This is a genomic window from Stappia sp. ICDLI1TA098 (assembly GCF_054880955.1).
In genome coordinates this window covers 501,432-524,995 of the sequence record NZ_JBTZBT010000002.1, presented here as the reverse complement: position 1 = coordinate 524,995, position 23,564 = coordinate 501,432, and the positions used below count along the sequence as shown (strand labels likewise).

Here is a 23,564-nt window from a genome sequence, read left to right as displayed (position 1 = left end):
GGAGGAAATGACTGATGGACTTGTCTGGCGAGTACCGGATTAATGCGCCCCGAGACCGGGTCTGGGCAGCCCTCAACGACGCCGATGTTCTGCGGCAGAGCATCCCCGGGTGCCAGGAGCTTGAGAAATCCTCCGACACCGAGATGGCCGCGACGGTCGTCGCCAAGATCGGCCCGGTGAAGGCAACCTTCAAGGGTGAGGTGACACTGGGAAACCTCAACCCGCCGGAGAGCTACACCATCACTGGCGAAGGCAAGGGCGGTGTCGCCGGCTTTGCCAAGGGAGCCGCGGACGTGGTGCTGGTGGAAGAAGATGGCGAGACCGTGCTCACCTACACCGTGAAGGCGCAGGTCGGCGGCAAGCTCGCCCAGCTCGGCAGCCGTCTCATCGTTTCCACGTCGCGCAAGATGGCCGACGAGTTTTTCAGCAAGTTCAAGGAGATCGTCGAAGGTGAAGGCGAGAAGCCGGCGGAGACCGCCGGAGACGCCGTTGCCGATGACGACACGCTGGACGCCGGTGTGATGGAAGAAGCCAAGACAAGGGCGATGGAATCCGCGCCCGACCGCATTGGCGAGGCGCTCCATGATGCGGAGGAACGCGTCGAGAAGACGATGCATGAGGTCGAGGCCGAGGTCGAGACGGCCGCCGGCCGTGGGGCTTTCGGCGGGCCGATGGTCTGGGGACTGATAGCGCTCGGGGCCCTGATCGTGGTGCTGGCGCTGATGCGATGACACGACGGCCGGTGCGCGGGAAACCGAGCGCCGGCCGTTTTTTTTCCAGGGCTTGCGTCGGGCCCGCCAAAGACGGTCCGACGCGGTATTTGAGGAATGCGGGCGGTGCCCGCGCTTGGGTTTTCACGTTTCCGGGAGGAAGGCATGTCCAAGGTTTCAATGGTGGTGAATGGCAGGACGGTCGCGCGCGAGGTCGAGGACCGGACGCTTCTGGTCGATTTCCTGCGCGAGGATGTGGGGCTGACCGGCACGCATGTGGGCTGCGACACATCACAGTGCGGTGCCTGCGTCGTGCACGTCGACGGCAAGGCCGTGAAGTCCTGCACGATGCTGGCCGCCCAGGCGGATGGCACTGACGTCGTCACCATCGAGGGGCTGGCCCAGGGCGGCGAACTGCATCCGATGCAGGCGGCCTTCAAGGAGCACCACGGGCTCCAGTGCGGGTTCTGTACGCCGGGCATGATCATGTCCGCCGTTGATATGGTCAACCGGCTCGGTGGTCCGCTCGACGAGGCGACGATCCGCGCCGAGCTTGAGGGCAACATCTGTCGCTGTACGGGCTATCACAACATCGTCAAGGCCATCGCCGCCGCGAGCGAGACCATGGCCGCAATGAAGACCGCGGCCGAGTAACGCGCCGGGCCCGCGCGCGTGTCTGCCCTTGGCGGGGCGGACGGGGGGAGGCGCGCGGCTTGGTGACAGGCCGGAATTGCCAGGAGAGATTTCACGAACACGCAATTGGTTTGAGAGAGACGACGGCCGCAGGCACAGCGCGCGGCACGTCTCTCGCGAGGGAGGATGAAATGGCAGGATCGACGGATGGAATTGGCGCGCGCGTGGCGCGGCGCGAGGACAAGCGGTTCATCACCGGCAAGGGCCGCTATACGGACGACATGCGCGTCCCCGGCATGATGCATGCCGCTTTCGTGCGTTCGCCGCACGCCCACGCCCGGGTGCGCGGCATCGACGCCGACGCGGCCCGCAAGATGCCGGGCGTGATCGACATTCTCACCGGTCACGAACTGGTCGCCGACGGCGTCGGCAATCTCATCTGCGGCTGGATGATCCATTCCAAGGACGGCACGCCCATGAAGATGGGGGCCTGGCGCGCGCTCGAAAGCGAATTGGTGCGTCACGTCGGCCAGGCCGTGGCGGTGGTTGTCGCCGAGACGAGGTCCCAGGCGCGCGACGCCGCCGATGCCGTCGAGGTGGACTACGAGCCGCTGCCGGCCGTGGTCGATTCGCTGGAAGCGCTCAAGGCCGGCGCGCCGCAGATCCACCCGGAGGCCGAGGGCAACCTGATCTACGACTGGGAGATCGGCGACCAGGCCTCGACCGATGCGGCCTTCGCCGCGGCCGCCCATGTGACGCGGATGGAGATCCGCAACAACCGCCTCGTGCCCAATCCGATGGAGCCGCGCGCCGCGCTTGCCCACTATGACGAGGCGGAGGAGCACTACACGCTCTGGACCACCTCCCAGAACCCGCATGTGGCGCGTCTGGTGCTGTCCGCCTTCTACAACATCGCGCCCGAGCACAAGCTGCGCGTGATCGCGCCGGATGTCGGCGGCGGCTTCGGCTCCAAGATCTACATCTACCCGGAGGAGATGGTCTGTCTCTGGGCCTCGAAGAAGACCGGCGTCCCGGTGAAATGGACCAGCGACCGCACCGAGGCGTTCCTGACCGATGCGCACGGGCGCGATCACTATTCGGAGGCCGAGGTGGCGCTCGACGCCGACAACCGGATCACCGGCCTGCGTGTGAAGACGGTGGCCAATCTCGGCGCCTACATGTCGCTGTTCTCGTCCTCGGTGCCGACCTATCTCTATGCGACGTTGCTGTCGGGCCAATATGACATCCCGGCGATCCACTGCAACGTCAAGACGGTCTACACGAACACGACACCGGTCGATGCCTATCGCGGCGCCGGCCGCCCCGAGGCGACCTATCTGGTCGAGCGCATGATGGAGACGACGGCGCGGGAGATCGGCATGGATCCGGCCGAATTCCGCCGCAAGAACTTCGTGCGCTCCTTCCCGCACCAGACGCCGGTGATCATGTGCTACGACGCCGGCGACTACGATGCCTCGCTCGATGCGGCGCTGGAGGCCATCGACTACACGGGCTTTGCCGCCCGCAAGGCGGAGGCAGCGCGGCGCGGCAAGCTGCGCGGCATCGGCTTCTCCTGCTATATCGAGGCCTGCGGCATCGCCCCGTCCCAGGCGGTGGGCTCGCTCGGCGCCGGTGTCGGTCTTTGGGAATCGGCGGAGGTGCGGGTCAATCCGGTCGGCACCATCGAGGTGCTCACCGGCTCGCACAGCCACGGCCAGGGTCATGAGACGACCTTCGCCCAGCTTGTCGCCGACCGGCTCGGCGTTGGCATCGATACGGTCTCCATCGTCCACGGCGACACCGACAAGGTGCAGTTCGGCATGGGCACCTATGGCTCGCGCTCGGGCGCAGTCGGCATGTCGGCGATCTCCAAGGCGCTGGACAAGGTCGAGACCAAGGCCAAGAAGCTCGCCGCCCATCTGATGGAGGCCGCGGAGGGCGACATCACGCTGGATGGCGGAACCTTCAGGGTGGCCGGCACCGACAAGGAGCTGCCCTTCTTCCAGGTGGCGCTTGCCGCCTACACGGCCCACAACATGCCGGCGGGGATGGAGCCGGGCCTCAAGGAGGGGGCCTTCTACGATCCGACCAACTTCACCTTCCCATCGGGCACCTACATCTGCGAGGTCGAGGTCGATCCGGACACGGGCAAGGTCGAGATCGTCGACTTCGTCGCCGCCGACGATTTCGGCACGATCATCAACCCGATGATCGTGGAAGGGCAGGTCCATGGCGGGCTGACCCAGGGCATTGGCCAGGCGCTTCTGGAAAACGCCTCCTACGACGAGGACGGCCAACTCCTGTCCGCTTCGTACATGGACTACACGATGCCGCGCGCCGACGACGTGCCGTCCTACCGGCTGATGACCACGCTCACCGTGTGCCCGGGCAATCCGCTCGGCATGAAGGGCTGCGGCGAGGCCGGTGCCATCGGCTCCCCGCCCGCGGTCATGAACGCCATCACCAACGCCATCGGCACCAACGCGCTGGAGATGCCGGCGACGCCCGAGGTCGTGTGGCGGGCGCTCCGCTCCGTCCGGCCGGCCGAGGCGGCCGAGTGAGGCGAAGCGAATTCGATACCACGGTCCGGCCGGGCGCAAAGCCTGTGGCCGGACCCGACAGGACGATTGGGTAAGGAGAGACCCGGATGTACGAAACGACCTATCACCGCGCCGGCAGTGTCGCGGATGCCGTGTCGAAGCTGGCTGGCGCCGAGGATGGCAAGCTGCTTGCCGGCGGCCAGACCCTTCTGCCGACCATGAAGCAGCGCCTTGCAGCGCCTTCCGACGTGATCGACGTGACCCATGTCGCCGATCTCAAGGGGATCACCGAGACCGGAGCGGGCATTCGCATCGGCGCGGCCACCACCCATGCGGAGGTTGCCGGCTCGGAGATCGTCCGGCGCATGCTTCCCGGGCTCGCGCATCTCGCCGCGCACATTGGTGATCCGGCGGTGCGCCATCGCGGCACCATCGGCGGGTCCGTCGCCAACAATGACCCGGCCGCGGATTATCCCTCCGCCGTTCTGGCGCTGGGCGCGACGATCCACACCGACAAGCGCGAGATCGCGGCGGAGGACTTCTTCGCCGGCATGTTCGAAACGACGCTGGGCGAGGGCGAGATGATCACCGCGATCACCTTCCCGGCGGCCGATGCCTGCGGCTATGCCAAATATCCGAACCCGGCCTCGCGCTACGCCATGGCCGGTGTCTTCGTGGCGAAGACCGGTGGCGGTGTCCGCGTCGCGGTGACCGGCGCCAGCCAGGGCGGCGTCTTCCTGCACGAAGGCCTTCAGGCAGCGCTTTCCCAGTCCTTCTCGCCGGATGCGGTTGCCGGCGTCACCAGCGATGCCGGAGATCTTCTCTCCGACATCCACGGATCGGCGGAGTATCGGGCCAACCTGATCTCGGTGATGGCGCGGCGCGCGGTTGCCGCCTGCGGTTGAGGCCGGCGTCAGGCCAGGACGGGCAAACGCCCAAATGACAGCGGCCCGGGCTCATGCCCGGGTCGTTCTTCCGTCTTGATGGAGATGCGCGAAGGAGCAGCCGTCAGGCGGCGGCCACATCGCGCAGGAAGCGGTCGATCTGGCCGCGCAGTTCGCGGGTCTTTGCCCCCACGTCGCCAGAAGCGGAAAGCACCATGTCGGCCGAGGCGTTCGTCTCGGCGACGGCCTGGGCCAGTTCGCCCATGTTCTCGGTGACCTCGGTCGTGCCCTGCGCCGCGTTCTGGACATTGCGCGAGATTTCCTGCGTCGCCGCGCCCTGCTGCTCGACTGCTGCGGCGATTGCCGAGGTGTAGCTGTCGACCTCCTGCATCGTCGAGGTGATCTCGGCGATGGCGTCCACCGCATCCTGGGTCGAGCCCTGGATCGCGGCGATCTGCGCGCCGATCTCCTCCGTCGCCTTCGACGTCTGCGTGGCCAGTTCCTTCACTTCCGCAGCGACCACGGCGAAGCCCTTGCCGGCATCGCCTGCACGCGCCGCCTCGATGGTGGCGTTGAGCGCCAGCAGGTTGGTCTGCTCCGCGATGGCCTGGATCAGGGTCACCACCTCGCCGATCTTGCTGGCCGCCTGGGCGAGGCCGGCGATCTGGTCGTTGGTTCGCTGCGTGCCGGTGCTGGCACGGCTAACGATCTCCGTGGTCTGGCCTACCTGTCGGGCTATCTCGGCGATCGATGCCGCGAGTTCCTCGGCCGCGGTCGCCACGCTTTCCACATTCTGCGTGGCATCGCCGCTGGCGCGTGTCGTGTTCTCCGCACGTCCGGCGCTCTCTCCGGCGATCCGCGTCAGGTCCCGGGCGGTGGACTCCATCCCCGAAGCAGTGTCGCCGACCGAGGCAAGCAGCGCCTGGACTTCGGAGCGGAAACCGTCGATCAGGCCCTCGATCCGGCTCTGCCGTTGCGCCGCGGCAGCCTGCTCGCGGGCCTGCTCGGCTTCCATGCGGGTGCGCTCGCGGGCGTTGTCGCGGAACACCTCGACCGTACGGCTCATCGCGCCGATCTCGTCACCGCGCTCCGTCGTGGCGATCTCGACGTCCGTGTCGCCGCCGGCGAGCTGTCCCATCACCTGCGTCAGGCGGCGGATCGGGCGGCTGATGGCCAGCGAAAGCACAACGGCGATCAGGATGCCAAGGGCGATGACCGCCGCGAGCGTGACGGAAATGGTCCAGAAGCCGGCGCTGCCGCTCGCGGCCGCTGCGTCGGCCTGCTTGCGCGCCAGTTCTACGATCTGGAGGCGCATGTCGCCGGCGACGACTTCCAGCTCCTGGGCCATCTGTCCGACGGCGACATCGCTGGCGACCAACGCGTCGAAGTTGGTGCGGTAGCTATCGATCTGACCCGTGGTCTGTTCCGCAAGCGCCGCGACGTCGGGGAAGGACTTGGCCGCGCCGGCGATGGCCTTTGCCACGCGCGCCAGCTCCGCGATCTCGCGGTGGACGTCGTCGACGGAGATGTCGCTTGTCCGCGACAGCAGTTCCAGCGTCATCGTCTTCACGACCAGCGACTGTCGCGACAGCTTCGCGGCGCTCTCCGAGACGAGGTCGACCTTGATCAGGGCGAGGTCGCGCTGTTGCACCTCGTGCTGCACCTCGCTGATGGCGGCATAGGCGGTTTCCTTGACGGTCTTCGCGGTGCCGGTGATCTGCACCAGCGTTTCGTTGATGAGATTGCGCAGCTGCACCTTCTCGCCGAAGGACGTGGTCGCGGCGAGCTTGTCAAAGCTGCCTGTCAGTTCGGCGGCGAGTTCGGCCAGTCTGGCGACGCTGTCCTGGTCGACGCCCTTGACGCGGGCATTGGTGAGGGCGCGGGCGTCGTCGCCCAGGGCCCCGGCCTCGGCAACGGCTTGCTCGAACAGGTTCGGGTCGGTGGATGAGGTGGAGCGCATGAAGAAATACTGCGTGCGCATCGCCTCTTCCTGGAGGTCGACGACGAAGCGGATGATCTCGTCGGCCTTGCGACGGGTCGCGGCTGCCTTGAGGCTCTCGCGCTTGGCGTCGCGACGCACGCGCTCCATCTGCTGTTCGATGTCGTCCGATGCCTGGCCGATGTCGGCGGTCACGGTGGAAAGCCGGGCGGCGAGGTCCGAGCGAGCGGTGGTTTCAGCGTCGAGACGGTTGAACTTCTCGCGCATCACCGCGACCGAATTCATCGCTGCGCCAATGTCCGTCTTCGCCACCTCATCGGCTGCCACGACGGCGCCGAGCGCTTGAAGATCCTGGCCGAGGCCGTCGATCGCGGACCGGCTGCGCTCCGCCGTCTCTTCCGAATGGCTGACAATGAACGCCTGCCGTGCCGCCGAGACGTCCTGGAGGCGGGCAAGAACCGCCGTTGCGGTCTGCGATGTCTGCATCTGGTCTGTCAGATCGGCGATGGTCAGCGTACCGACGCTGCCGGCAACAGCGGCAAGCAGCAGGATGGCAGCGAAACCACCACCGATCTTGGTCGCGAAGCCGACATTGTCGAGAAACCTGAACGCGCGGGCCATACGGCTACTCCGGAAGGAAAAACGTCGTGCCAAGGTAGGTTGGCGGAGTGAATCTTCGGTAAAACCTGACTAGCCTGGCGCTAATTTCTGGATAAGTGACGCTGCGTATCCCTAGTTTTTTGAGCGCGGCCGCTGGCGAAAGCGAAACGGCCGGCTGCGGACTGCAGCCGGCCGGTGGTCACTCGCACAAGCGCCACCGCGATCAGGCGGCCGCGACGCGGGTGAGGAACCTGTCGATCTCCTCACGCAGCGCGTCGGTGTTGCGGGCCATCGCGTCGGAGGCGTCGAGCACGTTGCCGGCGGCCGAGGAGGTGCTCTCGACCGTCGAGGCGAGACGCTCCATGTTGCGGGTCACCGCGCCGGTGCCTTCCGCCGCCTGCTGCACCGAGCGCGAAATGTCGCTCGTCGCCGCGCCCTGCTGTTCCACAGCGGTGGCGATGGAGGTGGTGTAGCCGTTCACCTCCTGCATGATCTGGGCGATCTCGCCGATGGCGGTGACCGCCTCGGTGGTCGAGCCCTGGATCGCCGAGATCTGGGCGGAGATTTCCTCGGTCGCCTTCGAGGTCTGGGTGGCGAGCTCCTTGACCTCGGCGGCGACGACCGCAAAGCCGCGCCCGGCCTCGCCGGCGCGCGCCGCCTCGATGGTGGCGTTCAGCGCCAGCAGGTTGGTCTGTTCGGCAATCGCCTGGATCAGCGAGACGACCTCGCCGATCTTGTTGGCGGCCTGGGCAAGGCCTGCGACCTTCTCGTTGGTGGAATGGGTGCCCTGGGTCGCCTGGCTGACGACCTGGGTGGTCTGGCCGACCTGGCGGGAGATCTCGGCAATCGAGGCGGAGAGCTCCTCGGCGGCGGAGGCGACCGTCTGCACGCTGTCGGTCGCCTGCGAGCTTGCATTGGTGGTCTCGCTGGCGCTGTCGGCGCTTTCGCGGGCCATGTCGCTCAACTGGCGCGCCGTTGCGTCGAGGCCGGTCGCCGTCTCGCTCACGGCGCCGACCATGTTCCGGGCCGTCTCGCGGAACTCGGCGATCAGCGCATCGACCGCGATCTGGCGCTGGCGTGTCTCCTCGTCGGTAATGTCACGCTGGGAGGCGAGCGTGTTCCGCTCGAGCGCGTTCTCGCGCAGTACCGCGACGGATCCGGCGAGCTGGCCGATCTCGTCCGTTCGCTCCGTATAGGGAACTTCGACGCTCAGGTCGTTGTCTGCGATGCGATGGGTGACATCGGCAAGCTGGGGGATCGGACGCAGCAGCCGGCGCGCCAGATAGGCCATGGCGAAGACGGCGATGGCGAGGATCGGCAAGAAGGCCAAGGCCAGGGTGCTGGTCATGTTGCTGATGACAGCGGTGATCGCCGCCTTGCTGACGCCGGCATAGAGAATGCCGATGATCTTGCCCTCGGGCGAAAAGATCGGCGCATAGATCGTGAAATAGGGCTTGCCCAGGATCACGGCTTCGCCGCGGAAAGTCTCTCCCTTCGTGACGAGGGGATAGACGGCGCCGGTCTGGCCAAGTTTGGTGCCGACCGCGCGGGTTCCGTCCGGCTTGATAATGTTGGTCGTCTTGCGCCAGAAATCGCGGGTCTCGTCGTCCCACTTGAACACGGTGACCGTCTCGCCGGTCATGCGGCCGATGGTGTCGATCATCGTGTGATCGCTCACCTCGTCGGGGATGGCGTTCATCTCGACGCGCGCGACGTTGCCATCCTTCGTCCAGTCGATCCGGGTGCCGGGCATGTCACGCTCGACGATCGTCGCGGCAACGCGCAAGCTGCTGTTCTGCCGGCTCACCGCCTCGCTCTGGGTTCGCTCCTTGAGCACCAGATAGACGACGGTTCCCATCGTTGCGAGAGCGAGCGTGAGGATCGCCGCAGAGGCAAGCGAGACGATTGAGACCAGGTTGAGGCGAGACAAGATACGCATTTGCATTTCCCCTGAGGATTCTCCGCATCATTCCGGATTGGCTGTTTGGGAGTATCTTGCGGTCAATACGTAAACCCAGGGTTATTTCGGATAATTTATCTAAATAACCGTGAGCCTACATTTATGCGGCGCGAGGAGGTTCGGTCCGACATCCTGAAGGCGAGCTGGCGTTGCGAGCAACTCTCCAGTGCCCGGTCCGCGGTCTTGATGCGTGCGGTCGTATCCCGGTTGGCATGCGCAAGCGCGTTGAAACCCGATGCGCTCTCCCATATGTAGACGGGAACCGGGGCGGGGCCGGGAGGCCCGCCGACACCTGTGACAGACGGGCATCCTCTTGATCGTTTGCTCTTGCAACGTGCTGACCGACAAGGAGCTTCGCCGCGCCGCGCGCGAACTTCAGTCCGGACCCGAACGCTCGGTGGTGACGCCGGGCGCGGTTTTCCGCGCGCTCGGAAAGCGCCCGCGCTGTGGCGGATGCTTCAGCACGATCATTCCGATGATCCACGAGGAAGCCGCCGACGAGACGGTCGCGCCGGCCGCGAAACAACAGGCGCAAGCGCCGGAAAAGAAGGAGAAGGCGGGCAATGAAGGGTGACGAGAGAGTTATCGAATACCTCAACAAGGCGCTGCGGCACGAGCTGACCGCGGTCAACCAGTATTGGCTGCACGCCCGCCTGCTCGACGACTGGGGCTACGCGCGCCTCGCCGCCAAGGAGAAGGAAGAGGCCGATGAGGAGCGCACGCACGCCGACTGGCTGATTGAGCGCATCCTGTTTCTCGGCGGCTTCCCGAACATGCAGACGCTTGACCCGCTGCGCATCGGCACCTCGCTCAAGGAGGTTGTCGAGGCCGATCTCGCCGGCGAGTATTCCGCGCGCGCTCTCTACCGCGAGGCCCGCGAGGTCACTCATGCCGCCTCGGACTATGTCTCCATGAAGCTGTTCGAGACCCTGCTCGCCGACGAGGAAGGGCACATCGACTATCTGGAGACCCAGCTCCAGCTCATCGAGAATATCGGCATCGAGCGTTATGGCCTGCTGCAGTCGCAGGCTGCTTCCGCCGCCGGCTAAAGCGTGGACAGCCCGCCTGATGCGGGCAGTTCGACGATTGGCCCGCCGGCGGCTTGTGCGTCGGCACAATCGTGCGTCACCAGCAGCGCGGGGAGGTTCCTTTCCCGCGCCATGGAAAAGACCAGCCGGCGGATCTGGTCGCGCAGCGTTGCATCGAGCCTGGAAAAAGGCTCGTCGAGCAACAACGCGCGCGGCTGGCTGACCAGTACCCGTATCATCGCGACACGCGCTTTTTGACCGCCCGAGAGCGTTGCCGGGTCGCGGTCCTCATAGCCGTCCAGATCGACCTGGCGAAGTGCCTCGCGCACCGCCTGCCGGCGCGCCGCGCGCCCGCGCACCTCGGCTGGCAGAGCGAAGGCGATGTTGTCGCCGGTCGACAGATGCGGAAACAGCAACGGATCCTGGAACAGCAATCCCATGTGGCGACGATGAGCGGGAAGGCGGGTGACGTCCTCTCCGTCGACGAGAACCCGTCCCGTTCCTTGGAACGCCGGCGCCAGGAAACCCGCCGCATAGGCCAGCAGCGTCGATTTCCCGACCCCGGAGGGACCCATCACCGTCAGCACCTCGCCCGGTGCGATACGGCGGTCGAGCGCGATGAGCGGTGCATGATCCTTGTCGATTGCGACCTTGTCGAAGACAAGGCCCGGGGCCGTGCCGGGGCAGGTCATGTGGTGGTCCTCAGTGCCGCGCGGTTTCTGTAGAGCAGTGCCGGCAGCAGCGCGGCCAGCAGGAAGGCGACGAGCGGCAATGCCATTTGCAGCAGGGCATGCAGGGCGACCAGCCGCCGGTTGCCGCCGGCTGCCAGCGCCACCGCTTCCGTTGTCACTGTCGAGATCCTCCCGCCGCCGACAAGCAGTGTCGGCAGATACTGCGCCGCGGACACCGCGAAGCCGAGGGCGGCTGCCGTTGCGACGGCGCGTGCGACCATCGGCAGGCGAACCCGCCAGAAGACGCGGTCCGGTGAGGCGCCGAGGGCGGCGGCGATCTGCCCGTAGCGCGGATCGACTGCCCGCCACGGGTCGGACAGCGCCAGAAACACATAGGGCAGGATGAAGACCATGTGGGCGAGCCCCACGGCGAACAGCGTGTCGTGCAGGCCGACGCTCAGGAAGAGGACTTGCAGGCCAAAGAGAAAGGCGACCTGCGGCACGATCAGCGGCACGTAGAGAAGCGGCAAGGTCCGGTGCCGAAGGCTGCGGCCGGCGCGGACCTCGCCCTCCAGGCAGGCAAGAGCCAGAACAAGGGCGACGGCGACACAGGGAAGGCCGATGGTCAGCGTCGTCGCGACGGCGGAGCGCGCATCTCCCAGGTGGCGTGTCCATGTCGCCAGGGTGAGGCCACTCGGCAGGGCATCGGGAAAGCGCCAGGGACCGGCGACGGACCACAGGGCGAGCAGCGCCAGCCCGCCGAGGAGCGCGCCGAGCGCGATGACGACGCCGCCGCCGGCGACCACTGCAAGCGGCCGGTCGGCGGCGCTGCGCCCGCCACGGCGGATCCATCCGAGGCCGGCGCGGCGGACGAGGCGCTCGCCGGCGATCCAGGCAAGGATCGCGAACAGCGACAGGACGAGCTGGAGCAGCGCGCCGGCCGAGGCCATGAACCGGAGCGAAAGATCGGGGTCGTGCATCCAGCTGACGAGCCGCACGGCAAGTGGGGCCGGCGTGGTCGGGCCGAGGATGAGTGCCACGTCGACGACCGAGGTCGAATAGGCAATCACCGCGAACAGCGGCAGCCGGATCTGCGGATAGACGCGCGGCAGCACTGTCTTCGCCCAGCCGGCGATACGGGCATAGCCGAAGCTTGCGGCCACCTGCCGGGACCTCTCCGCGTCGGCCTGGGGGAGGGCGGCCAGGATCATCAGGAACAGGAAGGGCATCTCCTTCAGCGCCAGCCCGAACATCATGGCGATGCCGGCCGGATCGCCGAGAATGAGCAGGTCCGGAGGTCGCGCCGATCCGGTCGCCCAGGGCGACAGAAGCCGCACAAGAAAGCCCGAAGGGGCAATCAGGAAGGCAAGTCCGAAGGCGGCCGCGGCATGGGGAACGGCAAGAACTGGCGAAAGGGCGTTGCGCATCGCGGCGAAACCGCGGGTGCCCTCGAAAGCGGCGGTAAACGCCAGCGCCGTTGCCAGCGCCAGAAGGGTTGCACCAAGCCCGGTTCCGAGACTGAGCCGGGCCGACGTCAGCAATCCGGGCTCCCGGGCGAGCCGGTCGAAGGCCGCCAGCGAGAACTCTGCGCTCCCAAGTGCTGGAAAATAGCCGAAGGCGGGAAGCGCGGTCCCCGCAAGGCCGGCGGCGACCGGCCCGATCATCAGCGCCAGCGTGATCAGCGGCGCGCGGGCCAGCAGCGGACCGGCGCCGCGGGGCCGTGCAGGACCTTGCACCCGCGTCGTCACGGCGCGCGCCGCGACCGGCAAGGGCCGGAAGGTCTCACTGAACGCCGTAGCGGGCGATCCATGCGTGCTCGAGCTCCGTCATCCAGCTGGCGTGCGGCTCGTCGATCACCGGGCCGAGCTTGTCGGGAGAAAGGGTGGCGACGCCCAGGTCGAGCGCGTCGAAACGGGCCTTGTCATCCGCCGGCAGGCTGTCGAGGGCCAGCACGGTCGGGTCCCCCCAGATTGCCGGATCCTGCTTGCGGGCCTGAGCTTCGGGGCCAAGCAGGAAGTCGGCAAGCACCAGCGCGCCGGCCCTGGCGCTGGCGTTGTAGGGGATGGCCAGAAAGTGGGCGTTGCCGATGGTGCCGCCGTCGAGGACGAAGGTTCGCACCGTGTCGGGCAGTTCACCCGCAGCGATCGAGGCGGAGGCGCCGGAGGGATTGAAGGTAAAGGCGATGTCGATCTCGCCGTCGGCGAGCAACTGGCGCATCGCCGGCTGGTTCGCCGGGAAGGCCCGCCCCTGGCGCCAGAGGTTCGGGTGCAGCTTGTCGAGCCAGGCGAAGAGCGGTGCCGTGTCCTGCACGAAGCTTGCGGGATCCACGGGGCGGGAGAGCTTCGCCGGATCGTCGATGGTTGCGGCCAGTGCCTGTTTCAGGAATGTGGAGCCGTGGAAGTTGGGCGGTTGCGGATAGGTGAAGCTGCCGGGATGTTCCCTCACGTAGTCGGCAAGCGCCTCGAGCGTGCGCGGCGGCGTGTCGATGCGGGACGTGTCGTACATGAAGACGAGCTTGGCCATCCCCCACGGGCTTTCCAGCCCGTCGGTCGGCTCGGTGAAATCGGTCAGCACGGCGGGCTTGTCGGTGGTGTCGACATACTGCCAGTTCGGCAGCTTGGTCGCCCAGCCGGGCGTCATCAGCAGCCCCACCTTCTTGAGTGCGGTGAAGTTCTCGCCGTTGATCCAGACGAGGTCGACGGCGCCGCCGTCATCCTTTCCGGCAGCCTTCTCGGCGACGATGCGCGAGACCACCGAGGCGGTGTCGTCAACCTTCACCTGCTTGATGGTGATGCCGTGACGCGCGGAAAGCTGCTCACCCGCCCAGTCGATGAAGGCGTTGATCCTCGGCTCGCCGCCCCAGGCGTGGAAGTAGACCGTCTGTCCCTTCGCGGCCTCCAGAACGCCCTGCCAGTCGGTCGGGTCGGGCGTTGCGTCCGCCCGGGCGGGATGGCCGCAGAAAAGCGCGGACGCGAGACCGAGAGCGGCCACGGCAAGTGGCACGTGGAATGGCCGGGAGAGACGATGGATCATTGAGTTACCTTCCCCTTTTGCCTTGTCGTGCCGGATGGCGGGGACCCGGTCAAGACACGGCTTCGTGACGCGCGGTGAGCGAACCGCGTCCGCGCTCCAGCCGGTCACAGCGGCAGGATGTGCGTGTCCTTCACCACTTCCATCACGGCGTAGGTGTGGGTCTCGCGCACGCCGGGGAGATCGAGCACCGCGTCGGCGAGGAGCCGCCGATAGGCCGCCATGTCGGAGACCCGCGCCTTGACCAGATAGTCGAAACCGCCGGCCACCATGTGGCATTCCAGAACCTGCGGAACGTGCTTCACCGCTTCGGCAAACGTGTCGAAGACATCCGGAGTGGTCCGGTCGAGCTTTACCTCGATGAAGACCAGCAGCGACTGGCCCAGCCGGTCTGGATCGAGCTCGGCGGAGAAGCGCAGGATGTAGCCCTCCCGCATCAGGCGCTTCATCCGCTCGGCGGTCGCCGTCGGCGAGAGATTCACGCGCGCGGCAAGGTCGGTGGTGGTGATGCGTCCGTCCTCCTGCAGCACATCCAGGATGCGCCGGTCGGTGCGATCTAGGTCCGTGGAAATCACGGAATTTTGTCTTTCTGTCGAGGTTTTCACGGATAATGCATCCATCTTTCGTGAGAATGCCGGAAGGCTAGCGAATATACTTGGAAAAATCTCGTGAATTTGCCGCGCAGCCTGTCCGCCTTACATTTCATGGCAGGGGCAGGGCGGGCAGACCGGGCTGACGGACGGACCAGAACAAGGCCCGGCGGCGGCCGCGATCACCTTCGACGACCGGGGAGTTTTCCGCATGAGCCTGTCCATGGACCGCCAGCCAGCAACGACGTCCGGAGCGGACATCGCGCCCTTCCGCGCCGCCTTCGCGCCTTCCGACGAGGCATCGGTGCGCCGCCTGCTCGGGCGGCTCGAGTTCGACGCCACGACCGAGGCCCGGGTCGACGATCTCACCACCGGCTATATCCACTCGATCCGTTCGGCGATCGGCGGGCTTGGCGGCGTCGAGGACTTCCTGCGCGAATACGGACTGTCGACGCGCGAGGGTCTGGCGCTGATGGTGCTTGCCGAAGCCCTTCTGCGCGTTCCGGATGCGGCAACCGCCGACAAGCTGATCGAGGACAAGCTCGCCGCCGCCCGTTTCGACGAAAGCCAGGCGGGGCCGTCCGACACCTGGCTTGTCTCCGCTTCCTCCTGGGCGCTCGGGGTCACCTCGCGGCTGATCCATCCGGGCGAGGAGCCGAACACGATCCTCGCGTCGCTCGTGAAGCGCATGGGCATGCCGGCCGTACGCGGAGCGACGCGGCAGGCGATGCGCGTGCTCGGCCATCAGTTCGTGCTCGGCGAGACCATCAAGAACGCGTTGTCGCGCGCCAAGTCTCAGGAGGCCAAGGGCTATCGCTATTCCTACGACATGCTCGGCGAGGGCGCACGCACGGCCGAGGACGCGGAACGCTACTTCCGTTCCTACGCCGACGCGATCGATGCCATCGGCAAGGGGGCTGGCTCGAAAGACCTGCCCGACCGGCCGGGCATCTCGGTGAAGCTCTCCGCGCTCCACCCACGCTATGAGGCGGTGAAGGGCGCGCGGGCGCGGGACGAGCTTGCTCCCCGCCTGCTCGTGCTGGCGCAGAAGGCGAAAAAATACGACCTGAACTTCACCGTCGACGCCGAGGAGGCCGACCGGCTGGAGATCTCGCTCGACGTCATCGCCGTTGTCGCCGCGGACCCCTCGCTGGCGGGCTGGGAAGGCTTCGGCCTGGCCATCCAGGCCTATCAGAAGCGGGCGCTCGAGACCGTCGAGTGGATCATCGAGCTTGCGCGCAAGCTCGACCGTCGCTTCATGGTGCGTCTCGTCAAGGGCGCCTACTGGGATACCGAGATCAAGCGGGCGCAGGAGCGTGGGCTTGCGGACTTCCCCGTCTTTACCCGCAAGGCGGCGACGGATCTCTCCTATCTCGCCTGCGCACGAGCGATGCTTGGCGCGCGTGACTGCCTCTACCCGCAGTTCGCCACCCACAACGCGCTCACCGTGGCCGAGGTTATCGCGCTGGCTGGGAACCAGGGCGGCTTCGAGTTCCAGCGCCTGCACGGCATGGGCGAGAGCCTCTACAAGGCGGTAACCGAACGCGACGGCCACCCCTGTCGGATCTATGCGCCGGTTGGCGGTCATCGCGATCTTCTTGCCTATCTGGTGCGCCGCCTGCTGGAAAACGGCGCGAACTCCTCGTTCGTGTCCGCCGTTGGTGATGCCTCCGTGCCGATCTCCAGGCTCCTTGCCCGTCCGCAGGACATGCTCGCCGGCGGCACCCGGGCACGCAACCGCAAGATCCCGCTCCCCGGCGCTCTCTACGGCGAAAGCCGGGTGAACTCGAAGGGGCTCGAGTTCGGGTATTCCGCCGACCGGCTGGCGCTCGTCGAGGCGCTGGAAAAAGCCCCGGCGACGGCCGGCGACGCCGCACCGCTTTACCCAGCGGCGCGGGCGGACGCGGGATCGCTGCGCGATGTGGTCTCCCCGGTGGACGGCAGCACCCGGGTTGGGCGCGTGCGCGAGGCAACGGTGGCGGAGGTGCCGGCGATGTTCGACGCCGCCGCCAGGGGGTTCGCGCGCTGGTCGCGGACACCGGTCGACGTGCGCGCGGCCGCCATCTCGAAACTGGGTGACCTGCTGGAACGCGAGAGCCCGCGCCTGATGGCGCTGCTTGCGCGCGAGGCGGGCAAGACCTTGCCGGACGGCCTTGCCGAGGTGCGCGAGGCGGTCGACTTCTGCCGCTACTATTCCGCCGAGGCGATGAAGCTCTTTGGCGAGGGCATGCTCATGCCGGGGCCGACGGGCGAGGAAAACCGCTACCGGTTGCGCGGGCGCGGGGTCTTCGTCTGCGTCTCGCCCTGGAATTTCCCGCTCGCCATCTTCCTGGGACAGGTGACCGCGGCACTGCTTGCCGGAAACGCGGTGATCGCCAAGCCGGCGGACCAGACGCCGTTGATCGCTCATGAGGCGGCGAAACTGCTTCGCGAAGCGGGCGTGCCGGAGGACGTGTTCCTGCTCGCCCCCGGCGGCCGCGAGCTTGGAGCCGCCCTCGTCGCCGAGCCCCGGGTCGCCGGCGTCGCCTTCACCGGCTCGACGGCGACCGCCTGGGCGATCAACCGCGCGCTGGCCGAGAAGCGCGGCCCCATCGTGCCGCTCATCGCCGAGACCGGCGGCATCAACGCCATGCTGGTGGATGCGACCGCGCTGCCCGAGCAGGTCTGCGATGACGTGATGATGTCGGCCTTCCGCTCGGCCGGCCAGCGCTGCTCGGCGCTGCGTCTGCTCTATCTGCAGGAGGATGTCGCCGACAAGCACCTGGAAATGCTGAAGGGCGCGGCAAGCGAACTGTCGCTAGGTGATCCCATTGATCCGGCGACCGACATCGGCCCGGTCATTGATGTCGCCGCACGCGACAGGCTGCGTGCGCATCTCGATGCCATGCGGGCGTCGCAGAAGGTGGTCTACGCCGGGCCGGCGCCGGGCGGGCGGTTCGCCGGTGGCACCTGGCTGGCCCCGCATATCGTGGAGCTCGACCGCCCGGACGCGCTGGAAAGCGAGACCTTCGGCCCGATCCTGCATGTGGTGCGCTACAAGGCGAGCGATCTGCCGAAGATGCTCGAGACCATCGCCGCGACCGGCTACGGGCTGACGCTCGGCGTTCACAGCCGCATCGACGCGATGGTGGCGAAGGTGGTCGACCGGCTGTCCGTCGGCAACGTCTATGTCAACCGCAACACCATCGGCGCCGTGGTCGGCACCCAGCCCTTCGGCGGATCCGGGCTTTCCGGCACCGGTCCCAAGGCGGGCGGACCGGCCTACCTCGGCCGTTTCGCGCTGGAACAGGTGGTCTCCATCAACACCGCAGCCGCCGGCGGCAATGCCAGCCTCATCGCCATGGCCGAGGAGGAGTGAGCAGCGGCTACTGTCCGCGCGGCTTGGCGCGGGCAGTGGGCGGAGCGGTGAGCGGGTCTTCTGGCCAGGGATGTCTGGGGTAGCGCCCCTTCATTTCCGTGCGCACCGCGGTCCAGGAACCGCGCCAGAAACCCGGCAGGTCGCGGGTGAGCTGGATCGGCCGGTGAGCCGGGGACAGAAGCTCCAGAAGCAGCGGCACCTTGCCGCCGGCGATTGCCGGATGCCGGTCGAGGCCGAAGAGTTCCTGCACCCGGACCGGCAGCGCCGGTCCCTCGTTGCGGTCATAGTCGATTGGCACCCGGGAGCCTGACGGCGCGTCGAAATGGGTCGGCAGCAGCCGGTCGAGATCCGCGAGCCGGTACTGCGGGAGAAGCCCTGCCAGCGCCGCGCCGAGCACCTCCGGGTCGATCTCGGCCGCATTCCTCAGCCCCGCCAGATAGGGCTCGAGCCAATCCTCCAGGGTCCCGCAAAGCGTTGTGTCCGAGAGGTCAGGCCAGGCGGCGGCGTCATCGGCACCAAGCAGCGCGCGCAGCGTCGTCACGCGGGCGCGAAGCGCGGCCTGCGCCTTCGACCAGGCAAGTCTGTCGACCCCGCGTTTGCGGACGTGGGCAACAAGCGCGCGCGCGACCGCTTCCGGGGCAGGCGAGGGCTCTGCTGTCTCGGCAAGCACAAGCCGGTCCAGCCGGGTGACCCGCCGTGCCCGCACCTTGCCTTCGCCATCGCAGGAAACCTCTGTTCCATTCTCGATATGAGCGTCGAAAAGTTCCTCGATCTCCGAGCGCGCGATCGGCGCGGCGAGCAGGATGCGTCCGCGCGCCGCCGTCCCCTGCACCTCGGCGATAGCCAGAAAGGGCTCGCGGGCGAGCGCGTCGCTCTCCTCCAGGCGCGCGCCACGGCCATTCGCCATGCGGAAGCCGCCGCGTCCGTCCTGAGCCTGTGCCACCCGGTCGGGATAGGCGAGCGCCAGCACCCGGCCCGCCGCTTCGTCGCCGGTCGAGCCCGGGGCGATGTCGGCCATCTCGCGCCAGCGCGCGGCAAGACCGGCGGCCGCCTTCGACCTCGGGTCGCGGGCTCGGCGGAAGTCGGCAAGGCGTGCGCGCAGGTCGCTGGACCGTCCCCCGAGGCCCGTCTCGGACAGGAGCGCTGCGATTTCGCTGGCAAGGCGGCCCGCGTCATGCTCGCCCGCCGCAATCAGCATGTGGGCGAGGCGCGGCGCGAGCGGGAGCCGCATCATCCGCTGGCCGGTCTGCGTCAGGTGCCCGTTGCCGTCGAGTGCATCCAGGTCCCGCAGCAGCGAACAGGCCTCCTGCCAGGCCGCCTGCGGAGGCGGATCGAGGAAGCCGAGCGCAGAGGGATCGGTGACGCCCCAGGAGGCGAGGTCGAGAACGAGGCGGGAAAGATCGGCTTCCAGGATCTCCGGCCGGTCGGCCGCCGCGAGCGACGCTGTCTGGCCCTCGTCCCAGAGCCGGTAGCAGATGCCGGGTTCCGTTCGCCCCGCGCGCCCGCGTCGCTGGTCGGCCGAGGCGCGCGAAACGCGCACGGTCTCAAGCCGGGTCAGGCCTGTGCCCGGCTCGTACACGGGAACGCGGGCAAGTCCGCTGTCGATGACCACCCGCACGCCCTCGATGGTGAGGGAGGTCTGTGCGATCGCGGTGGCGAGCACCACCTTGCGGCGTCCCGGCGCGGCCGGGCGGATCGCCGCGCTCTGCGCCTTGCCGTCCATGGCGCCGAACAGCGGCGCAAGATCGGTGTCGGCGGGCAGGCGGTCCTCCAGCCGTTCCGCGCAACGCCGTATCTCGCCCTGGCCCGGCAGGAAGGCAAGGAGGGAGCCGGCTTCCTCGCCAAGCGCCCGGCGGATGGCAGTTGCCATCTGATCTGCGGCATGGGCCTGCGGATCGCGGCCGAGATAGCGGGTTTCGACGGGGAAGGTCCGGCCCGGGCAGGCAATCACGGGTGCGTCGCCGAGCAGGCGGGAAACGGCCCCTGCGTCGAGGGTCGCCGACATGGGCAGGATGCGCAGGTCCGGACGCAACGCGCCCTGGCTGTCGAGCGCCAGGGCGAGGCCGAGGTCGCCTTCGAGAGAGCGTTCGTGGAACTCGTCGAAGATCACGCAGGCGATGCCGGACAACTCCGGGTCGTCCAGGATCATGCGGGTGAAGACACCCTCGGTGACGATCTCGATCCGAGTGCGGGCCGACACGCGCGTTTCCATGCGCACGCGCAGACCGATGGTGCCGCCGACCTGCTCGCCGAGGTGCGATGCCATGCGGGCGGCTGCCGCGCGTGCCGCCAGCCGCCGGGGTTCCAGCAGCACGATGCGGTTGTCACCCCGCCAGGCGGCATCAAGGAGGCAGAGAGGCACGACGGTCGTCTTGCCGGCGCCGGGTTCGGCGACGAGCACGGCGGCGTTCCGCGCCTCGAGTGTTGCGAGGAGGTCTGGCAGCGCCGCGTCGATCGGCAGTCCCGAGACCCGGGTGACCGGGCCGGCGGTCATTCGTCCGGGCCGCCGGCCTCGGCCGTCCAGGAGCGGCCGGCAAGCTCGACGGCGAAGAGCGTCGGCATTCGGGCGAAGGCGGTGAGGCCCTCGAGCGCGGGCTGCTCGTGGCGAATGAGGAAGGTGGGAATGGTCTTCATCAGTCCGGCGTGTGGGGCCTTGGCCTCGAAGGAGGTGCGAAACGCGGGATGCGCCAGATAGGTCTCGATGTGCTTCGCGATGCCGCCCCCCAGAAACACGCCGCCGCGGGCGAGGAAGGTGATGGCGAAGTCTCCAGCGACCCGACCGAGCGCGCGCACGAAGGCGTCCATGGTGCGCAGGCCGACCTCGTCGCCCGCGTCGGCAGCCAGCGTCACGTCGCGGGGTTCCGCGAAGCGTCTGTCGAGGCCGGCCTCGCTGGCGACGGCCCGGGCAAGGTGCAAGAGACCGCTGCCGCTGATGATCCGCTCGGCGCTGACGCGCCCGCCAATCCGCTCGATGTGCGGCCAGATCCGGTAATCGCTCTCGGAAACGGGGCCGAGTTCCACATGCCCGCCCTCGCCGGGGATGGGCACCCAGGTGTCGCTGGCATGAACCATGGCGGCGACGCCGAGGCCGGTGCCTGGGCCGAGCACGACCCTGGCGCCCTTGGCAAGCGCCTTGCCGCCGCCGATCTGGTGGACGGCATCGTCGGCAAGGCCCGGCAGCGCAAGCGCCTGGGCTTCGAAGTCGTTGAGCACGACAAGCCGTTCAAGGCCGAACTCGGCGCAAAGCCCGCGCGGTTCGATGACCCAGTCGGCGTTGGTGAGCGAGATCCTCTCTCCCGTGACCGGACCGGCCGCCGCGATCACCGCCGTGCGCGGCATTACCGAGGTGTGGTCGAGCACGGCCGCCCGGGCGGCTTGTGAAAGGTCCGGGTAGTCGGCGGTTGCGACCGACCCGAAGACGCGCGATTGCGCGTGGGCGTCCGAGATAATGGCGAAACGCGCATTGGTGCCGCCGATGTCGGCGACCAGCACGGGAAAGGGGAAATGACGAAGCGAGGGGGCGCTCTCGAGCCTGGCAGGGATACTCATGTCGTCTGCAACTGGATTTCGGGCGTTCGGGACGTTGTCGCCAGACCAGCAAGGCGGGCGCTGCGCAGCAGGATGTCGGCGGTGGCCCGGTTCAGCGCCATGGGGATGTTGTAGACCAGAGCAAGCCGCATCAGGGCTTTCACGTCGACGTCATGGGGCATCGGCGACAGCGGGTCGACCAGGAAGATCATGCCCTGGAGCCGGCCTTCCGCGATCATCGCGCCGATCTGCTGGTCACCACCGAGCGGGCCGCTCTTCAGGCGGGTCACGTCCAGTTCAGGGCAGGCCTCGATGATGCGCCCGCCGGTGGTTCCGGTGGCGAACAGGCGGTAGGCCCGCAGTTTATCATAATGGGCGCGCGCGAAGGTGACCATGTCGTCCTTCTTTGCGTCATGGGCTATCAGCGCGAGCGCCGGTTTCACTGCCTGGTCTGACTGAGTCACGGGGCATTCCTGCTCATGGGGCCTGGCTTTTGGCCAGGAGCCCTGGTCGTCGAGCCATCGGGTGCGGTCTCCGCTCGCGGGAGCATGGCCGACCGCCCGGCGGGGCTCCCCCAAGAATTACCCGTTTCCGGAGCGTGTTGGAACCCGTCCCGGTGTCTGTGCCGTGGTGGCCCGTCGCGCGGCGTGGCCTTGCCTCAGTCATAGAGGCTGCAATTGACCGGCTTGCGGCCGGCCGCACGTATCACCTGCGGCTGCGTTGGCACGAGACCGGCGATCTCCAGAACCAGCTTCATGCGGATCGCGTCCGCGAACTGTCCCTTGGAGCGGACGGGTATGAAGAAATGCCCCGGGCCGCCGATGACGCAGTCCTCATAATAGTTGTCGATGTTCATCATCGACTGCCAGGTGTCCTTGTCGGATTTCATCATCAGCGGCAGGCCGTTGATGGTGATGCCGGCGGAAACCGTCCGGTCGCGGATGGCGGTGACAGCGCCGCCCTGATTGTTCGGCCCGTCGCCGGAAATATCGATGACCTTGCGCAGGCCCTCGTAGCTGTTGCTCCCGACCATGAGCGTCGCCTGGGCGAGTGCGGAGGAGATGGAGGTCCGCTGTCGGTGGTTGAGTGGCGCCTCGGCGATCTTGGTGGCGAAGGCGGCGGCCGTCGACGCGTCGCTGATCACCGACCAGTCGGCGACGACGAACTGCTCGCCGGTGCCGCCCCACTCCATGTAGGCGACGGCGATGCGTCCGGTCGGGCCGTAGCGGATGGCGTCGAGCACCTGCGGCGAGGTCAGCGCCGCGACGTAGCCGGCACGCTGCACCTCCTGCTCGTCCACGTCCATCGACTGGGAGATGTCGACGGCAAGGACGAGTTCGACGTCGACCTCGCGGTCGGGGGCATAGCCATAGCCCACAACCGGCGGGGTGCCTGCGGCGAGCGCTTTGTTGCCGGATGCGGCAGCGCCGCCGAGCGCGATGGCGGCGGCGAGGCCCAGAGACTTGAAAATCGCCGGTGGGGTCTTGCCGCGCCGACTGATGGGGACTGACACGCACATGGTCGAACTCCTTCAACCGATTGAAGGGCTCCTGCCTTGTCAGACGCTTCTCTTCCCAGTCCCCTCCCGCCTTATCTTCCTGCCGTCCCGGTTGGGCACCGCGCCCGCGCCAAGAACGACTGGTCTGGCGACAGTGAAAATCAGCAAGAGGCATGCCAGTTGCGGGCGAGCCTGAGTGAGTGAGATGTCTTTCGGACGCTACGTCATCAATTAAAATAAGCGCACTAATTGCGTTTTCTGATACCCGTGTCAGATCAGCCGGTTAAGGAGTGTGCCCTGGCGTGGCCTGCGCGGCGGACGTGGCCGGAGCGCGGTGGCGCTCTGCCTGCTGTTTGTGCGCAATCGAGTGTTGTGCCCGCGAAGACGGCAGATGTTGCCGGGTGGTCGGCAAAATTTGCCGGGTGATGCGATTTCTTGCCGGGAACGCGGCGTAAACAGGCTTGACCTTGCGGGGCCGCTCATGCAGTCTGAATGAAAGAAACCGCAAAGGTTGAAGAATTTTTCGGGCTGGCCGGCTGATCTTCCTCCTCTGGCGGGAGTGCCGGTGCATGCGGCAGCCGGGGCTGCCCGATGG

At 67.5% G+C, this 23,564-nt stretch carries 17 protein-coding genes; 7 read left to right on the top strand and 10 right to left on the bottom strand.

Going from position 1 to position 23,564, the window contains the following annotated elements; genetic code table 11:
- Window positions 1-14 precede the first annotated feature (14 nt).
- From ACSLUQ_RS12745 to ACSLUQ_RS12730, 4 genes are all read left to right on the top strand, one after another.
- Entirely contained in the window at window positions 15-731 is a 717-nt protein-coding gene (locus tag ACSLUQ_RS12745; protein WP_461808740.1) for an SRPBCC family protein, read from the top strand.
- Between the two features lie 144 nt (window positions 732-875).
- Window positions 876-1,364 carry a (2Fe-2S)-binding protein gene (locus ACSLUQ_RS12740; RefSeq protein WP_417772151.1) on the top strand — a complete coding sequence of 163 codons (489 nt, stop codon included), beginning with the start codon at window positions 876-878 and terminating at the stop codon, window positions 1,362-1,364.
- A 170-nt stretch (window positions 1,365-1,534) separates the two neighbouring features.
- Window positions 1,535-3,904, top strand: a complete 2,370-nt coding sequence (locus ACSLUQ_RS12735; protein WP_417772152.1) for a xanthine dehydrogenase family protein molybdopterin-binding subunit — start codon at window positions 1,535-1,537, stop codon at window positions 3,902-3,904.
- An 86-nt stretch (window positions 3,905-3,990) separates the two neighbouring features.
- Complete coding sequence (locus tag ACSLUQ_RS12730) at window positions 3,991-4,788, top strand: FAD binding domain-containing protein (protein WP_417772153.1); 798 nt, start codon at window positions 3,991-3,993, stop codon at window positions 4,786-4,788.
- A gap of 103 nt (window positions 4,789-4,891) precedes the next feature.
- On the opposite strand, the gene ACSLUQ_RS12725 is transcribed toward ACSLUQ_RS12730, so the two are convergent.
- Entirely contained in the window at window positions 4,892-7,327 is a 2,436-nt protein-coding gene (locus ACSLUQ_RS12725) for a methyl-accepting chemotaxis protein (RefSeq protein ID WP_461808739.1), read from the bottom strand.
- A gap of 202 nt (window positions 7,328-7,529) precedes the next feature.
- Window positions 7,530-9,245: a methyl-accepting chemotaxis protein gene (locus tag ACSLUQ_RS12720; protein WP_461808738.1), complete on the bottom strand. Its 1,716-nt coding sequence runs from the start codon at window positions 9,243-9,245 to the stop codon at window positions 7,530-7,532.
- Window positions 9,246-9,579: 334 nt separating this feature from the next.
- Here ACSLUQ_RS12720 and ACSLUQ_RS12715 point away from each other — a divergent pair, with 334 nt between their 5' ends.
- Together ACSLUQ_RS12715 and bfr are read left to right on the top strand one after the other, a co-directional pair.
- Window positions 9,580-9,840 carry a (2Fe-2S)-binding protein gene (locus tag ACSLUQ_RS12715; RefSeq protein WP_461808737.1) on the top strand — a complete coding sequence of 87 codons (261 nt, stop codon included), beginning with the start codon at window positions 9,580-9,582 and terminating at the stop codon, window positions 9,838-9,840.
- On the top strand, window positions 9,830-10,315 hold the full coding sequence (bfr, locus tag ACSLUQ_RS12710) for a bacterioferritin (protein ID WP_417772168.1): 486 nt from the start codon (window positions 9,830-9,832) through the stop codon (window positions 10,313-10,315). Before ACSLUQ_RS12715 ends, bfr begins: the two co-directional genes overlap by 11 nt.
- Here the strand turns inward: bfr and ACSLUQ_RS12705 are convergent.
- The 4 genes from ACSLUQ_RS12705 to ACSLUQ_RS12690 all read right to left on the bottom strand — a co-directional run bounded on the left by ACSLUQ_RS12705 (window position 10,312) and on the right by ACSLUQ_RS12690 (window position 14,567).
- The gene (locus ACSLUQ_RS12705) at window positions 10,312-10,986 is read right to left on the bottom strand and encodes an ATP-binding cassette domain-containing protein (protein WP_461808736.1); all 675 of its coding nucleotides are present in this window, start codon (window positions 10,984-10,986) and stop codon (window positions 10,312-10,314) included. The two genes, bfr and ACSLUQ_RS12705, sit on opposite strands and share 4 nt — an antisense overlap.
- On the bottom strand, window positions 10,983-12,713 hold the full coding sequence (locus ACSLUQ_RS12700) for an ABC transporter permease (protein WP_461808735.1): 1,731 nt from the start codon (window positions 12,711-12,713) through the stop codon (window positions 10,983-10,985). The genes ACSLUQ_RS12705 and ACSLUQ_RS12700 overlap by 4 nt, the downstream gene beginning before the upstream one ends.
- A gap of 34 nt (window positions 12,714-12,747) precedes the next feature.
- Entirely contained in the window at window positions 12,748-13,998 is a 1,251-nt protein-coding gene (locus ACSLUQ_RS12695; protein ID WP_461808734.1) for an ABC transporter substrate-binding protein, read from the bottom strand.
- Window positions 13,999-14,102: 104 nt separating this feature from the next.
- Window positions 14,103-14,567 carry an Lrp/AsnC ligand binding domain-containing protein gene (locus tag ACSLUQ_RS12690; protein ID WP_461808989.1) on the bottom strand — a complete coding sequence of 155 codons (465 nt, stop codon included), beginning with the start codon at window positions 14,565-14,567 and terminating at the stop codon, window positions 14,103-14,105.
- Window positions 14,568-14,796: 229 nt separating this feature from the next.
- On the opposite strand from ACSLUQ_RS12690, the gene putA reads away from it, so the two are divergent.
- Window positions 14,797-17,943: a bifunctional proline dehydrogenase/L-glutamate gamma-semialdehyde dehydrogenase PutA gene (gene putA, locus ACSLUQ_RS12685; RefSeq protein WP_461808733.1), complete on the top strand. Its 3,147-nt coding sequence runs from the start codon at window positions 14,797-14,799 to the stop codon at window positions 17,941-17,943.
- A 7-nt stretch (window positions 17,944-17,950) separates the two neighbouring features.
- Here putA and hrpB read toward each other — a convergent pair whose 3' ends face one another.
- The 4 genes from hrpB to ACSLUQ_RS12665 form a co-directional block, all read right to left on the bottom strand.
- A complete protein-coding gene (gene hrpB, locus ACSLUQ_RS12680; protein ID WP_461808732.1) occupies window positions 17,951-20,437 on the bottom strand; it encodes an ATP-dependent helicase HrpB in 2,487 nt (828 codons plus the stop codon).
- Window positions 20,434-21,492, bottom strand: a complete 1,059-nt coding sequence (glk, locus tag ACSLUQ_RS12675; RefSeq protein ID WP_461808731.1) for a glucokinase — start codon at window positions 21,490-21,492, stop codon at window positions 20,434-20,436. The genes hrpB and glk overlap by 4 nt, the downstream gene beginning before the upstream one ends.
- Window positions 21,489-21,935 (bottom strand): methylglyoxal synthase, encoded by a 447-nt coding sequence (locus tag ACSLUQ_RS12670; RefSeq protein ID WP_461808730.1) that lies wholly within the window; start codon window positions 21,933-21,935, stop codon window positions 21,489-21,491. Before ACSLUQ_RS12670 ends, glk begins: the two co-directional genes overlap by 4 nt.
- 194 nt (window positions 21,936-22,129) lie before the next feature.
- Entirely contained in the window at window positions 22,130-22,990 is an 861-nt protein-coding gene (locus tag ACSLUQ_RS12665; RefSeq protein ID WP_461808729.1) for a DUF1194 domain-containing protein, read from the bottom strand.
- Between the last annotated feature and the right edge of the window lie 574 nt (window positions 22,991-23,564).

Coding starts and splice junctions, on each gene's coding strand:
- ACSLUQ_RS12705 (WP_461808736.1), bottom strand. CDS start 10,986: ATGACCTGCCCCGGCACGGCCCCGGGCCTTGTCTTCGACAAGGTCGCA.
- ACSLUQ_RS12665 (WP_461808729.1), bottom strand. CDS start 22,990: ATGTGCGTGTCAGTCCCCATCAGTCGGCGCGGCAAGACCCCACCGGCG.
- ACSLUQ_RS12720 (WP_461808738.1), bottom strand. CDS start 9,245: ATGCGTATCTTGTCTCGCCTCAACCTGGTCTCAATCGTCTCGCTTGCC.
- ACSLUQ_RS12745 (WP_461808740.1), top strand. CDS start 15: ATGGACTTGTCTGGCGAGTACCGGATTAATGCGCCCCGAGACCGGGTC.
- ACSLUQ_RS12735 (WP_417772152.1), top strand. CDS start 1,535: ATGGCAGGATCGACGGATGGAATTGGCGCGCGCGTGGCGCGGCGCGAG.
- hrpB (WP_461808732.1), bottom strand. CDS start 20,437: ATGACCGCCGGCCCGGTCACCCGGGTCTCGGGACTGCCGATCGACGCG.
- putA (WP_461808733.1), top strand. CDS start 14,797: ATGAGCCTGTCCATGGACCGCCAGCCAGCAACGACGTCCGGAGCGGAC.
- glk (WP_461808731.1), bottom strand. CDS start 21,492: ATGAGTATCCCTGCCAGGCTCGAGAGCGCCCCCTCGCTTCGTCATTTC.
- bfr (WP_417772168.1), top strand. CDS start 9,830: ATGAAGGGTGACGAGAGAGTTATCGAATACCTCAACAAGGCGCTGCGG.
- ACSLUQ_RS12695 (WP_461808734.1), bottom strand. CDS start 13,998: ATGATCCATCGTCTCTCCCGGCCATTCCACGTGCCACTTGCCGTGGCC.
- ACSLUQ_RS12730 (WP_417772153.1), top strand. CDS start 3,991: ATGTACGAAACGACCTATCACCGCGCCGGCAGTGTCGCGGATGCCGTG.
- ACSLUQ_RS12725 (WP_461808739.1), bottom strand. CDS start 7,327: ATGGCCCGCGCGTTCAGGTTTCTCGACAATGTCGGCTTCGCGACCAAG.
- ACSLUQ_RS12740 (WP_417772151.1), top strand. CDS start 876: ATGTCCAAGGTTTCAATGGTGGTGAATGGCAGGACGGTCGCGCGCGAG.